11 protein-coding genes are annotated in these 14,604 nt (G+C 61.9%); 4 read left to right on the top strand and 7 right to left on the bottom strand.

The window, feature by feature from the left end:
• Positions 1-8: 8 nt before the first annotated feature.
• The 6 genes from algG to FFS62_RS11530 form a co-directional block, all read right to left on the bottom strand.
• Complete coding sequence (gene algG, locus FFS62_RS11555; protein ID WP_137972960.1) at positions 9-1,571, bottom strand: mannuronan 5-epimerase AlgG; 1,563 nt, start codon at positions 1,569-1,571, stop codon at positions 9-11.
• Positions 1,572-1,585: 14 nt separating this feature from the next.
• Positions 1,586-3,004 carry an alginate export family protein gene (locus FFS62_RS11550; RefSeq protein WP_137972959.1) on the bottom strand — a complete coding sequence of 473 codons (1,419 nt, stop codon included), beginning with the start codon at positions 3,002-3,004 and terminating at the stop codon, positions 1,586-1,588.
• Complete coding sequence (locus FFS62_RS11545; RefSeq protein ID WP_137972958.1) at positions 3,001-4,365, bottom strand: tetratricopeptide repeat protein; 1,365 nt, start codon at positions 4,363-4,365, stop codon at positions 3,001-3,003. The genes FFS62_RS11550 and FFS62_RS11545 overlap by 4 nt, the downstream gene beginning before the upstream one ends.
• Entirely contained in the window at positions 4,362-5,525 is a 1,164-nt protein-coding gene (locus tag FFS62_RS11540) for an HlyD family efflux transporter periplasmic adaptor subunit (protein ID WP_256662200.1), read from the bottom strand. Before FFS62_RS11540 ends, FFS62_RS11545 begins: the two co-directional genes overlap by 4 nt.
• 45 nt (positions 5,526-5,570) lie before the next feature.
• The gene (locus tag FFS62_RS11535; RefSeq protein ID WP_137972957.1) at positions 5,571-7,052 is read right to left on the bottom strand and encodes a glycosyltransferase family 2 protein; all 1,482 of its coding nucleotides are present in this window, start codon (positions 7,050-7,052) and stop codon (positions 5,571-5,573) included.
• 90 nt (positions 7,053-7,142) lie between these two features.
• Positions 7,143-8,453: a nucleotide sugar dehydrogenase gene (locus FFS62_RS11530; RefSeq protein ID WP_137972956.1), complete on the bottom strand. Its 1,311-nt coding sequence runs from the start codon at positions 8,451-8,453 to the stop codon at positions 7,143-7,145.
• A gap of 721 nt (positions 8,454-9,174) precedes the next feature.
• Between FFS62_RS11530 and FFS62_RS11525 the strand changes: the two genes are divergently transcribed.
• Positions 9,175-10,740, top strand: coding sequence for a PAS domain-containing methyl-accepting chemotaxis protein (locus FFS62_RS11525; protein WP_137972955.1), 1,566 nt, complete (start codon positions 9,175-9,177; stop codon positions 10,738-10,740).
• 54 nt (positions 10,741-10,794) lie between these two features.
• Here the strand turns inward: FFS62_RS11525 and FFS62_RS11520 are convergent, their stop codons facing one another.
• Complete coding sequence (locus FFS62_RS11520; protein ID WP_371920122.1) at positions 10,795-11,463, bottom strand: alpha/beta family hydrolase; 669 nt, start codon at positions 11,461-11,463, stop codon at positions 10,795-10,797.
• 41 nt (positions 11,464-11,504) lie between these two features.
• Here FFS62_RS11520 and ccoN point away from each other — a divergent pair, with 41 nt between their 5' ends.
• From ccoN to ccoP, 3 genes are read left to right on the top strand one after another with little or no spacing between them, the layout of a single operon-like run.
• Complete coding sequence (gene ccoN / locus FFS62_RS11515) at positions 11,505-12,944, top strand: cytochrome-c oxidase, cbb3-type subunit I (RefSeq protein WP_137972953.1); 1,440 nt, start codon at positions 11,505-11,507, stop codon at positions 12,942-12,944.
• Positions 12,944-13,558, top strand: a complete 615-nt coding sequence (gene ccoO, locus FFS62_RS11510) for a cytochrome-c oxidase, cbb3-type subunit II (RefSeq protein ID WP_137972952.1) — start codon at positions 12,944-12,946, stop codon at positions 13,556-13,558. The genes ccoN and ccoO overlap by 1 nt, the downstream gene beginning before the upstream one ends.
• Positions 13,559-13,564: 6 nt before the next feature.
• Positions 13,565-14,515: a cytochrome-c oxidase, cbb3-type subunit III gene (ccoP, locus tag FFS62_RS11505; protein ID WP_137972951.1), complete on the top strand. Its 951-nt coding sequence runs from the start codon at positions 13,565-13,567 to the stop codon at positions 14,513-14,515.
• Positions 14,516-14,604: the final 89 nt, after the last annotated feature.

The following is a 14,604-nucleotide window of genomic DNA, read 5'->3' as shown; positions in this document are numbered from 1 at the left end:
CACCTCGCCTATTGGCGTTGAGCCAGTTTCTGCAACGGCAAGACGTGCACGGCTTTCTTCTGCCTAATCATCAGGTCAAGAATTTCGCTCTTACCCTGAGCCAGCGCACCGAACATCCCCACGCCCGAATCTTTGGCGGGCATCAGCATTTCCACACGAGAAAGCTTCACGCTACGGGGGGCCACAACAGAAATAGCGCCGGACTGATTACCGATCAGCCGATCACCTATTACGTTCAATGACAGGTTCATATCGAACGGGTCGAGTTGAAGATCGCGTGGCGTGTGGGTGAGGTCCTTCACATGCCCGTAGACGCCTAACAAGCCATTGGCCATGGCAATGTTTTCGTACAGCGTCACGTCGTAACTGTTGCGCACGCGAATGCCATGCCGTCCGTTGTTGAAGGACTTGTTGCGCATCAGCAGATTGTTGCCGCTCTCATAGATGGTGATGCCGTCCGAGCCGTTCCGATAAACCTCGTTATTGGCCACGACGTTATTCACGCTGATCCGGTCGATCACGATGCCGGATAAGGTGTTTTCATAAGAGCGGTTGTTGATGATCCAGCTGTCGTTCACCTCGCGGGAAATGATGATTCCATGCTTCTGCACGGTGCCATAAGCCGTATTGCCAGCAATGATCAGTCGGCGTGAACGGTCATGCGGGTCGATGCCGTAGACCAGGTTGTTCCGATAGGTATTGTTGAGCAGCACGACATCGAAGGCCTCGTAGCAATAGAAGCCGTACCACATATCGTCGAACATGGAGTTGATCAGCCAACCGGTGGGATGGTCGCGCTTCATGATCGGGTGCATCGCCGGGCTGTACTGGGAAATCGAGACGCCGTAAGACTTACTCGCCGTGTACCCCAGGCTCGAAACGACACTGTTGACGATATAGGTTTCAGTTCCGCCCCAGGAGTTCAGGAACGGCCGGAAGCGTCCCTTCTTGGCGAACCAGTCCTGGCTGTTGTCCTTTTCGCGCCAGGCGGTCAGGCGGCTGTCGGTAATGAACAGCTTGCTGTCGTTGATGAGGAAGGCGCCATGATCACTCGACAGTCTGAAATCCTTGGTGCTCTTGTCGATATGGAGCGTCGCGCCCTGATTCACCACGATCGGCCGACGGGCGATATAGATACCCGGCTCGGTTTCCTCGAAGTACTTGGCAGGTAGTGCCTTGGCCAGATCCTTGGGGGTGACATAGCCGCCGTCGATGAAGATGACTTGCGGCATTTCACCCTGACGTTTCAGCCACTCCCGGATACGCTCATCACCGCCGGTGAATTCCACCAGCGTGTTCTGCTCCAGCATGCGGCGCACAGCGATTGTGCCGGCAGGCTTGCGGACAATCTTTGCCTGCACTGCCTCGGCGGTATAAGGAGTCAGGTCCGGAAATTTAGGCGGAGTGATTTCCAGCGACTCTGCCGGCGTGCCGGATACCTGATAGTCCTCCTGCACTTTCGCCGGGTCGAATACCAGTCCTTTTATAGGAGCGCCATCCGCTCTGGCGATGGAGCTGAACACAGCTCCAAACAGCAAGATGATTGCAACTATTGATCGACGCGCGTTCATTGCAAACCTCCTGTCTAGTAGCGCCAAATCACATCGAGAAATGCCCGATGCATTTTCGAATCGGTGTCATCGGCAAAAGCGTCCCCGGCAAAGAACAGGCCGCCGCGGAAACGGACCAGAGCGGACTTGGCTCCCAACCAGCCGAGGGAAGGCGGAATACGCCCTTCGTCGAAGTAGCGAGTCAGCACCAGATCGACCTCCTGACCGATGTCTTTCTCGCCGGGAACCATGTTCGACTGCAGGCCACTTTTGCTATCGAAGTCATCGTCGACCCGCCAGAAGCGGTGATAGATGAGGCTGGCGTCGTACTCGTTATCGATATTCCAACCGGCGAACAGGCTGGCCGCCTGCAAGTTGGTCATTTCACCGCGATAGGCCTCACCGAAGCGGTTTATCGAGGACTTGGTTCCCGTGAAGTTGGAGCGGTTGCTCTGCAGGTCCGTTTGCAGGAACTGCTCTTCCTCGCCTCCCGATGCCCGGGTATAGGTCGTGCCCACCCGCCAGGCGTCGTCGATGTTCCAGCGCAGCCCCAGGTCGAGTGCCCATGCATCGACATCCTCGCTGCGCTGCCCGGTGACCCGGCGTGTACCGCCTACCGTCGAGCTGGTCAGATAGTCCAGATCGGCGTTCATCCAGGTAACGCTCGCCAAATAGCTCAGCGGATTGGTGCTGCGGTGGTTGTAGAAGTCGCCGTTAAGCTCCAAGCCCAGCCAGGTGGCTTCACCGTTGTAGTTCTTGTCCAGAACGCCCAGCTCTTCGCCGGTCTGGTTCAGGTTGCCGCTGTCATCGCTGTGGTGGAACTTGATTCCAGCCCAGTGACCAGGGCGCCATTGCCTGGCGATGTCGGCCATGAAATGCACACGGTCCTCATCCTGCGGAGCCAGTTCATCGAGGTCGGTGCGGTAATCGCTGAAGCGCTCCGCAACCCCCACGTGGGCACTCAGCAGGGTGGTGTCGAAGGTCCAGCGCAGGGCCTCGATATTGCTGTCCCACCACAGGCCATCGGCGCTTCTGATTTTCTGCCGGCCCAAGCGCAGCGATTCACCGGGATAGGCCGTCAAGCCGGAGTAGTCGACCCAGAACTCGTGCAGAGCGAGAAACTTGTCGTCCCGCTCGCGAGCGTCGTCCGGATCGAAGGTGTCCGACTCGCTGGTGTCGGATTCGATGACGTCGGTTGCCGCGAAGGCCTCGCCGAGAACGTAACCGCTCCAGTCACCCGAGCGCTGGAAAACCCAGGGGCGCAGGCTGATACCCGCGCCGTTGAAGTCTCCGCCATCACGTGTGCCCAGGTCCTGATCGTCGATACTTTGCCCGGTGATCTTTACGTTGGCCCCATAAGACAGGCCCGATGGCAGCTCGGCCGCCTGTAGCGAGGCAACGGAACATCCGGAAGCCAAAATAAGCAGAGCAATTGAACGATTGGATACTGTCATAGCATTCCCTGCGTACTGTTTGTCTTGAGGGTGGCGCTGACCTGCTCGTCACCACGCGCACGCATTTCGCCCTGGGATAGCTCCAGAGCCTTGGCGATTTCTGCCGAGTTCATGCTGGGCGCAAGGCGGTCAATCAGCACTTGGCCGTAAGGCAGGCCGGCTTGCTTGGCCAGATTGGCAAACGAGTAGGCGTAGACCTTGTTGATCTTCACCCCCTGCCCGTCGCTGAAGAGCCTGGCCAGGTCAATGTCGGACTGGACATCGCCCGCGCGCGCCGCGATCAGATAGTGCTCGAGCGCCTTCTCCGGCTGGATCTGACCCAGTTGCCCGCCCGCATAGAGCTTGCCCAGGAAGTAATGCGCCTTGGGCTCCAGGGGGGCCGACATCAGCAGGTATTTTTCCGCTGCAACCGGATCGGCCGGGATGACCTTCCCGCGAAGGTAAAGCCGCCCCAACATGTAGGCCGCTCGATTGATCCCGGCATCCAGCCCTTTCTGCAGATAGGCCTGGATTTCTTCCGAGTTCTCGACGAGCTGGGGATAGCGGATGGACAGCTCCGCGAGGTCGCACCAGGCATCGGGGAAGGTCGGGGTGATCGCCACGTAGAGACCCTTGGCCGCTTCCGGGTCGGGCTGCCCGGCATCACTGCCGACCAGGGCCTTGGCCACGTCACGCATGGTCTCTGGAGGCAGGCGGCCGGATTGGAACTCCGACTGCATGCGCTCCAGCAGGGCCGCCTGCTCGTCGCCACGCCCCTGGCTGCGATAGATCACCGCCAGCTCGGCATAACACTCGGCCACCTGGGCGAGCCAGCGCTGGCACGTCTGCTCGATCTCGGCGACGTGCTGCTGATAGTCCCCACGGGCGCGGTACAGCAGGATCTTGCCGAGCTGAGCCTCGGCGATCCCCTGCCCTTGCCAGAGATCGAGCTGACGCTCGATCTCTGGGTCCTGTGCACCCAGGGGGCCATTCAGCTTGACGCGAACCCAGGGAAGCACAGTGCTTGTGTCTCCCAACTGCAGCCCGCGACGCAGCAGCTGATCCGCCTCGTTGCGCTCTTGTACAGAGCTGTCCGGCTTGCTGGCCAGCCATTTGCCGAGGCGCGTGGGAGCCAAGGGGGACTTGTCCATGGCATCGCGGTACATCTGCTCGCCCCTGGCCTGCTTTTCCTTGGAAGGGCTCTTGATCAGCAGATCAGCGAGCCCCACCTGCGCATCGACATAGCCGAGCTCCGCCAGGGGAAGGAAATTGGCCTCAGCCGTTTCCGTATCCCCGCGGAACTTCGCATCCTTGGCCAGCTGCAGATCCGGTGTCGAACATCCCACCAACAAACTGCAACCTAGCAGCATGACCCTGTTCATTTGCCGGCCGCCACGGTGGTGCGAGCCCACAGCCCATCGAACGGCTGAATGCGAACATCAACCGGGCGTTTGACCAGCACGTTATCCAAGGGGTCATGAGGCGTGATCATGACGCGGATGTCGGAAGCCAGACCGCCGTCCTGCAGCGCCATGCTAGTGATGGTGCCCCCGCGCGGAGTCTTTTCGCCGCCGACCAGGAAGTCCACCGCGGTGCCCGGCTGCAGATCTGCAAAGGCACGGTAAGGGAAGCGTGCCTCTACACTGGCCACGCTATCCAGCGGCGCAAGGTTGAATACCGCGGTCCCTTTGGCGGCTACCTGACCGTCACCCACCAGTTGCGCCACGACGCGGCAATCGCAAGGGCTGGTCAGGGTCCCCTGGATGTTCTTGCTGAACAGTCGCTCCAGGTTCTCCGGGGTCATTTCCGATTCCGGCAGGATGTTCTTCAGCGCATCGAGCATGGTGGCCGAATAGGTCGCGACCGGAGCACCCTTCTTCACCACGTCACCGATCTTCACCAGGCTCTGCACGGAGCCCTCGCGAGGCATCGCCACTTCCTGACCAGGCACTACCACCTGCGCAGAATCGGCATGGGTGATGAAGTAGATGTCGTACAGCTGGTACAGGATGTAGGTGCACGCCGCGACGCCGACCAGGAATATACCCATGCTCAGGCTCACTGCGCGCAGACGCCCGAACAGGCCGGTCGGTGCACCGTCGACGCCTTTGCGCGGCTTGGTGAAGTTCTCCCGCTGCAGGGTGCTGATCAGATCACCGGCGTTGATGAGCTCGCCGCTGAGGAAGGAGCTGATCAGGTAGCGCAGCGTGGCGATCTCGCGCGGACGCAGGTGATGGAACTCGCAACCGGCGCGTTTGCCGCCGAGCGAACGCACCTGGAACTCGACGTCCATGTTGAAGCCGATGCCTTCGACCTCGAACATCAGTTTGCCGCGGCAGTACTGCCCTTCGGTGAGCAGGTTGTTACCCGGGTGGAAGGAGAAGCCGCCGACCGACAGATCGAGCAGCTGAGCCTCCAGTTCCTGGCCCTGCTGGGTGAAGTAGCGGATCTTCGCCGGCAGCTTGAGGCGCGCGTACTGGCGCTGGGCTTCGGCTTCATGAACCACGTTGCTGTTGATGCTGGGGCTGATCACTGCGCTCATATTCGTTCCTTTATGCAATCAAGAGTCTTTGATGGGTCACGAGCTTCAGACCACCCACATCAGGGCAGCGACGAAGACGCTGCCTGCGGAGAAGGTCATGGTTCGGGACGACCAGGTGTTGAACCAGCGCTGGAAGCTGGCGAGATCGCGGTTGAGCTTGGTCTTCTGGCGCGTCCAGGACTGCTGGTCCAGGCGGAAGAACACGTACACCTTCACCAGTGCGCCGACGATCTGGTTGTAATAGAGGATCAACGGATAAGCCGGACCGATCCTGTGGCCAGAGGCCAGCAGCAGCAGGGTCAGTACCAGCCGGGTTAGGCCAATCCACAGCAGGTAAATCAGCAGGTAGGCAAAGCCGTATTTGATGCTGGCGATGATCGCCACCGAGGGCCCGAGCAGGCTGGTCCACATGGACACTCGCTGGTCGAGCATCACCACGCTGGTGAACAACCCCAAACGTCGAATGCCCAGGCCGAGCGCCCGCGAGTTCTGCCGCAGGTTGTTGCCATACCAGCGGAACATCAGCTTGCGGCTGGCCTTGATGAAGCTCTTCTCCGGCGGGTGTTCCACGGTGTGGATGGAGGCATCCGGCACGTAGAAGGTGTCGTAGCCCAGGCGCATCAGGCTGTACCAGCTGGACTTGTCGTCGCCGGTGAGGAACTTGAAGCGGCCCAGACGCCAGTGCTCGAGATGGTCGTTCTCGACGTCGGCGATGAAGCCCGGATCGGTCACCACCTCGGCGCGGAACACCGACATGCGCCCGGTCAGGGTCAGCACGCGCTTGGACAGGGCCATTGAGCACATGTTGATGTGGCGCTGGGCGAAACGCAGCTTGTGCCACTCCTGCATGACGTAGCCGCCGCGCACCTCGCAGAACTCGTTGGTGGTGAGCCCGCCAAGGTTGTCGAACAGGGTGAAGAACGGCGCCGTCTGACGCACCACGCCGGCGGAGAGCACGGTGTCACCGTCCACCACCGCCACTACCGCACGGCTGTCCGGTTGGTGCCGGGAAATGGCGCGGAAGCCCTGGGCCAGGCCGTCACGCTTGCCGGTACCGGGAATCCGCACTATGTCCAGGCGCACGCGAGCCGGTGGTTCCAGGCGGTTCCACAGGTTCTTGATCAGCAGCTCGTCCGACAGCTCGACGATCGAGCACACCACGGTGCTGGGGTAGCCGCAATCGATCGCCTCCTGGATCACCGAGCGGTACACCGCGGCGGTGGTCAAGGCGTCGATACGAAAGCTGGTCACCAGCAGGTAGACGTGCGAAGGATCGGCCGCCTCGCCCAGCCGGCGCGCCTTACGCCGATAGTGCGGGTAGACGATGTAGAGAAAGATGAGCCCGCGAACGTAGTGGATCGCGCCCATCGAGTAACGCCAGATACCTACTGCGCCAAGTATCAGCAGGAAGTCCGTCGACTCCGGATCGAAGATGCTGCGTGGCAGCAGCAAGGCCATGCCACCCAACATCGACAAATAGAACAGCCAGCCCGCGCCGTTGCGCAGGCGTCCTTGAAGACTTTCCATGGTTGCCAATCCCGTTTGGTTTACTGCTCTGCAACGGGGGCGTCCTTATTGTTGTTGTAACGCCCTGTGCACATTGACCTACAGCAGTTGCTACCAGCAGAGGCCCTCTTTGACCTCGTCGCTGCACTGGCGCATGAAACCGACCAGGTCGATCAGTTTCTTGCCGGGCGGCAGTTGCTGGACCACGGTTTCAAACAACTCGTCGCCGTTGCCGAGGACGATCACGTCGGCATCCGCCACCACCTGGTTGAGGTCAGAGCGCAGCAGAGAAGAGACGTGGGGGATCTTCGATTCGATGTAGTCGCGGTTGGCGCCATGCACACGGGCGTATTCGACGTTGCGATCGAAGATCTTCAGGTCGAAGCCCTTGCCGATCAGCATCTCGGCCAGCTCCACCAGCGGGCTCTCGCGCAGGTCATCGGTACCCGCCTTGAAGCTCAGACCGAGCAGCGCGACCTTGCGCTTGTCCTGGCTGGCAATGAGGTTGTAGGCATTGCGGACCTGGGCCTCGTTGCTCGGCATCAGCGCGCTGATCAGCGGCGACTCGACATCGAGCTGAGTGGCGCGGTAGTTCAGGGCACGCACGTCCTTGGGCAGGCAGGAGCCGCCGAAGGCGAAGCCGGGCTTCATGTAGTACTTGGACAGGTTGAGCTTGTGATCCTGGCAGATCACGTCCATCACCTCGCGGCCGTCGACCCCCACCGCCTTGGCGATGTTGCCGATCTCGTTGGCGAAGGTGATCTTGGTCGCGTGCCAGACGTTGCAGGTGTACTTGATCATCTCGGCGACCTCGACGGTCTTGCGGATGATCGGGGCGTCCAGCTCGCTGTAGATCTCGGTGAGCAGGTCACCGGAGGTCTGATCCAGCTCGCCGATCACGGTCATGGCGGGGAAATCGTAATCCTTGATCGCGGTGCTCTCGCGCAGGAACTCGGGGTTCACTGCCACGCCGAAATCCTTGCCGGCCTTGAGCCCGGAGTATTTCTCCAGGGTCGGAATCACCACGTTGCGCAGGGTACCCGGCAGCACGGTGCTGCGGACCACCACGGTGTGGCGGGTGGTCTTCTCGGGGAGGACCTTGGCGATCTGCTGGCAGACTTCCTCGATGTAGGACACGTCCAGGTCGCCGTTGCGTTTGCTCGGCGTCGGTGGCGCCAGGAAGGAGATATCGGTTTCCAGAATCGCCTCGCGCACGTCCAGTGTGCCGCGCAGCTTGCCGCTGCTCACGCCCTTCTGCAGCAGGTCTTCCAGCCCAGGCTCTACAATCGGCGACTTGCCGCTGTTGATCAGCTCGATCTTCAGCGGAGAAATGTCTACCCCAATGATCTGGTGCCCCCTGGCCGACAGGCAACCAGCACACACAGCCCCTACATAGCCCAGCCCAAAGATGCTAATTCGCATTGGACGATCTCCTCCTTGCGTTGATCGACACGACAGCCCCATGGCTGTCGCCTACCTCGCGAGACCGGACTACAGGACTACAACTTCCTCGGGTCTCTGTTACCACTGGGGCCATTTTCCGTTCCAACTAAATTGATACAGAAATTGAAATAGCCCCGAGCAAAACAGATGCCTTGCGAAACAACAAAGTTCCGCAACGGCAGGTTTTAAAGTTAATTCTTTGAAAACAGTGACCTAGTTACCAGAGGTAACCGATCGAGCGCTTTGCGCGCGTCGTTTTTTTGGCACACACCCAAGGATGTGGCTCTAGGGCGCAGCATACAAGGGAAAAATTAGAAAGTAACACCTAGTTTTTTGCGTTACTTCACGAAGTAAAAATAGAAGAATATTATTTCCAATGAATCTAAAGTCGTTTTTTTGACGCCAATTAAGTAATCACCCGCGCATGGGCAAGCCATCATAAGGGCGCCAATTAGCCAGCAATAAGCGACATCAATTAGCCATCAACGAGACGGCAAAGAAAGTTCCGCGCGACAGAACTGTCTCAAAGAAGTTTCATATATTTTTCCGGCCCACTACTTATTCTGGAAGTTACTTCGCATATAACAATCCTATCCATGCGGACAGATTAAGCTCCCCCTCACCCGCCTGCCGCCGCTAAACTTTCCCGCAGCGCGGCCGATGTGCCGAAGACAGCCCTCCGTTCAAGAAGCGATTACGCATGCGAAACAACCAGCCCGTTACTCAGCGCGAACGCACCTTCCCCGCCCAGCAGCGCCTGATCTCGACCACCGACCTCAAGGGGCAGATCACCTACTGCAACCAGGCCTTCATAGAAGTCAGCGGCTTCGAGCGGGAAGAACTGCTGCGTGCGCCGCACAACCTGGTGCGCCACCCGGATGTGCCGCCCGCCGTGTTCGAACATATGTGGCAGACCCTGAAGAAAGGTCGCCCCTGGATGGGCGTGGTGAAGAATCGCAGCAAGAGCGGCGACCATTACTGGGTCAACGCCTATGTCACACCGATTCTGGAGAAGGGTCAGGTGGTGGGTTATGAGTCGGTACGGGTCAAGCCCAGCGCCGAGCAGATCCGCCGCGCCGAGGCGCTGTACGCACGGATCAACGCCGGCAAGCCAGCCATCCCCGCCAACGATCGTTGGCTGCCGGTGCTGCAGGCCTGGCTGCCATTCATTCTGATCAGCCAGATTGGCTTCCTAATCGGCCACTGGATGGGCTCGACCTGGGGCTTCCTGCTGGCTGCCCTGCTCTCGGTGCCACTGGGCCTGGCTGGCATCAGCTGGCAGACCCGCGGGGTCAAGCGCTTGCTGCGCCTGGCCGAGCAGACCACCTCGGACCCGCTGATCGCGCAGATGTATACCGACAGCCGTGGCGCCGAGGCGCGCCTGGAGATGGCCATGCTCAGCCAGGAAGCACGCCTGCGCACCTGCCTGACCCGCCTGCAGGACACCGCCGAGCGCCTCACCAGCCAGGCCCAGCAGGCCGACCAGCTGGCGCACAACAGCTCCGCCGGGCTGGAACGCCAGCGCGTGGAAACCGAGCAGGTGGCCACCGCCATCAACGAGATGGCCGCCACCACCCTGGAAGTGGCCAGCAACGTGGCCCGCGCCGCCATCGCCACCCAGGAGGCCAACCGCCTCACAGGCGAGGGGCGCAATGTCGCCGCGGAAACCCGTGCCGCCATTCAGCGCCTGTCGACCTCCGTCGGCGAGACCGGCGAGACCGTGTCGCGCCTGGCTCAGGACAGCAACGAGATCGGCGGCGTGGTCGACGTCATCAAGGGCATCGCCGACCAGACCAACCTGCTTGCGCTCAACGCGGCCATCGAGGCGGCGCGCGCTGGCGAGATGGGTCGTGGCTTCGCCGTGGTGGCCGACGAGGTGCGCTCGCTGGCCCAACGCACGGCCGAATCCACCGGGCAGATCCACGCGCTGATCGCCAAGCTGCAGCGCACCGCGGAAGAAGCGGTGATGACCATGGAGATCGGTCGCAAGCAGGCCGACGAGGGCGTGGAGCGCGTGCAGCAGGCCGACCAGGCGCTGCAGGGCATCAGCGATGCGGTGGCCAATATCACCGACATGGCCAATCAGATCGCCGCCGCTGCCGAGGAGCAGAGCGCGGTAGCCGACGAGATCAACCAGAACATCACCACCATCGCCCAGCTGGCCGACCAGACCTCCAGCGAGGCGCACAGCACCGCGCAGCTCAGCGAGGAGCTGACCTCCACCGCCAAGGACCAGTACTCGCTGGTGGAGCGCTTCAACCGCTGACCGCTACCCCATGAAAAAGGCCGGCAATCGCCGGCCTTTTTTTGTGCGCGCTCATCAGCCACGCAGAAACGCCGCCACCCTGTCTGCCGCACTCTGCAGATGCTGCTCATGGCTGAAGCCTGATGCCTTCAGCGGCTTGAGGTCGTGGTCCGCGGCTGCCAGCCACTCGACATGCAAGGTCGGCGCAAGCCGGTAGCCGCTCACCGTCTCGCGATTGCCCAGCGCGTCGCGCTCTCCCTGGACCACCAGCGCGCGCGTTCGTAGATCGGCCAGATGTGCCACCCGAGGCTTCTCCGGCTTGCCCGCCGCATAGAAGGGATAGCCCAGGCACACCAGTGCGGCGGCGCCCAGCTCGTCTGCCAGCAGGCTGGCCATCCGCCCGCCCATGGACTTGCCGCCGATGGCCAGCGGCCCGCTCACCTGGGCACGCACCTCGGCATACACCTGGCGCCAGCACTTCAGCAGCTGCGCCTGCGGATTGGGCGGGCGCTTGCCGCCACCCGAACGCCTCTCGGCCATGTAGGGAAACTCGAAGCGCAGCACGCTCACGCCACGCTGCGCGAGCAGCTCGGCCATGCGCTGCATGAAGTTGCTGTCCATCGGCGCACCGGCGCCGTGGGCGAGGATCAGGGTGGCCTGCGACATTCCGTCCGCCCCGTTCCAAAGCCATCCCCGCGCGCGGCATTGATCCTCGTCAATAACCCACAACTTGCCATTACCCATGCTTGCCCTGCTTTTCCTAACCGTGGATGGAAGCCCAACACATGAACACAACCAGCAGCACCGCCTACAACTATAAGGTGGTCCGCCAGTTCGCCATTATGACGGTGGTTTGGGGCATAGTCGGGATGGGGCTCGGCGTGTTCATCGCCGCCCAGCTGGCCTGGCCCGAACTGAACTTCAACCTGCCGTGGACCAGCTTCGGCCGGCTGCGCCCACTGCACACCAATGCGGTGATCTTCGCCTTCGGTGGCTGCGCCCTGTTCGCCACCAGCTACTACTCGCTGCAGCGCACCTGCCAGACCCGCCTGATCTCCGACAAGCTCGCCGCCTTCACCTTCTGGGGCTGGCAGCTGGTGATCGTCCTCGCCGCCATCAGCCTGCCGCTGGGCTGGACCAGCTCCAAGGAATACGCCGAGCTGGAATGGCCGATCGACATCCTGATCACCATCGTCTGGGTCGCCTACGCCCTGGTGTTCTTCGGCACCCTGCTCAAGCGCCGGACCAAGCACATCTATGTGGGCAACTGGTTCTTCGGCGGCTTCATCCTCACCGTGGCGATCCTGCACATCGTCAACAACCTGGAGCTGCCGGTCAGCCTGACCAAGTCCTACTCGCTGTATGCCGGCGCCACCGACGCCATGGTCCAGTGGTGGTACGGCCACAACGCCGTGGGCTTCTTCCTCACCGCCGGCTTCCTGGGGATGATGTATTACTTCGTGCCCAAGCAGGCCGAGCGCCCGGTGTATTCCTATCGCCTGTCCATCGTGCACTTCTGGGCGCTGATCACCCTGTACATCTGGGCCGGTCCGCATCACCTGCACTACACCGCGCTGCCGGACTGGGCCCAATCGCTCGGCATGGTCATGTCGCTGGTCCTCCTGGCTCCGTCCTGGGGCGGCATGATCAACGGCATGATGACCCTCTCGGGCGCCTGGCATAAGTTGCGCACCGACCCGATCCTGCGCTTTTTGGTCGTGTCCCTGGCGTTCTACGGCATGTCCACCTTCGAAGGACCGATGATGGCGATCAAGACCGTCAACGCCCTGTCGCATTACACCGACTGGACCATCGGCCACGTACACGCCGGTGCCCTGGGCTGGGTAGCGATGATCTCCATCGGTTCGCTGTACCACCTGATCCCGAAAGTGTTCGGTCGCGAGCAGATGCACAGCATCGCCCTGATCAACGCGCACTTCTGGCTCGCCACCATCGGTACCGTGCTGTACATCGCCTCGATGTGGGTCAACGGCATCACCCAGGGCCTGATGTGGCGTGCGGTGAACGACGACGGCACCCTCACCTACTCCTTCGTCGAGGCGCTCGAAGCCAGTCATCCGGGCTTCGTCATCCGTGTCGCCGGTGGCGCCATCTTCCTGCTCGGCATGTTCCTGATGGCCTGGAACACCTGGCTGACCGTGCGCGCCGCCAAACCGGCCGAATACGACGCCGAAGCCCTGATTCCCGCGGAGGTCGCCCACTGATGAGCAGCAAGCACGAAATACTCGAGAAGAACGTCGGCCTGCTGGCGCTGTTCATGGTCCTGGCGGTGAGCATCGGCGGCCTGACCCAGATCGTCCCGCTGTTCTTCCAGGACGTGGTCAACCAGCCGGTCAAGGGCATGCAGCCCTATACCGCACTGCAGCTGGAAGGCCGCGACATCTATATCCGCGAAGGCTGCGTCGGCTGCCACTCGCAGATGATCCGTCCGTTCCGCGCCGAGACCGAACGTTATGGCCACTACTCCGTCGCCGGCGAGAGCGTCTGGGACCACCCGTTCCTGTGGGGCTCCAAGCGTACCGGTCCGGACCTGGCCCGCGTCGGCGGCCGCTACTCGGACGACTGGCACCGCGCCCACCTGTACAACCCGCGCAACGTAGTGCCGGAGTCGAAGATGCCGGCCTACCCCTGGCTGGTCGAGCACAAGCTCGACGGCAAGGACAGCGCCGCCAAGATGCAAGCCCTGCGCACCCTCGGCGTGCCGTACAGCGACGCCGATATCGCCGGCGCCCAGGCGGCGGTGAAGGACAAGAGCGAGATGGAAGCGCTGGTCGCCTACCTGCAGGTGCTCGGCACCAGCCTGAAGAACAAGAGGTAATCGGACATGACCACTTTCTGGAGCTGGTATATCACCCTGCTCACCCTGGGCAGCCTGATCGCCCTGCTGTGGCTGCTGTTCGCCACCCGCAAGGGCCAGCGCCCCGGCACCACCGAAGAGACCCTGGGCCACGCCTTCGACGGCATCGAGGAATATGACAATCCGCTGCCCAAGTGGTGGTTCATGCTGTTCCTCGGCACGCTGATCTTCGCCGGTGCCTACCTGCTGCTCTATCCAGGTCTGGGCAACTTCGCCGGCAAGCTGCCGGGCTACGAAGGCGGCTGGACCCAGGTCAAGCAGTGGCAGCGCGAGATGGACAAGGCCGACAAGGAATACGGCCCGATCTACGCCAGCTACGCCAAGCTATCGGTAGAAGCGGTGGCCCAGGACGAACGCGCGCTGAAGATGGGCGGCCGCCTGTTCGCCTCCAACTGCTCGGTGTGCCACGGCTCCGACGCCAAGGGTGCCTATGGCTTCCCCAACCTGACCGACAAGGAATGGCGCTGGGGCGGCGACGCGCAGGCGATCAAGCAGACAATCGCCGGCGGCCGCAGCGGCATGATGCCGCCGCAAGCCGCGATGATCGGCGAGGACGGCGTGCACAACGTCGCCGCCTACGTGCTCACCGAGCTGGCCGGGCGCAAGCTGCCGCAAGGCGAGACCGCCGACATCGGCGCCGGCCAGAAGATCTTCGCCGGCACCTGCTTCGCCTGCCACGGCGCGGACGGCAAGGGCACGCCGAGCATGGGTGCACCGAATCTGACCAACCCCAGCGCCTTCATCTATGGCAGCAGCTTCGCCCAGCTGCAGCAGACCATTCGCTACGGCCGCACCGGCCACATGCCGGCGCAGCTGTCGTATGTGGGCAGTGAAGACAAGGTCCACCTGCTGGCCGCCTACGTCTACAGCCTGTCGCAGAAGCCTGCAGCGGTCGAAGCGACCCTCGCCAACGAATGATCCTCCCTCCGCGGGCGCCGCTCGGCGCCCGCGACCTTCGGCTTATGCGACCCGATGTCGCACCCGGCCGACCACTGACCTACCGCTCC

This window comes from Pseudomonas sp. F(2018) (assembly GCF_005508865.1).
GTDB lineage: Bacteria > Pseudomonadota > Gammaproteobacteria > Pseudomonadales > Pseudomonadaceae > Aquipseudomonas.
This window is presented reverse-complemented; position numbering and strand designations above follow the sequence as displayed.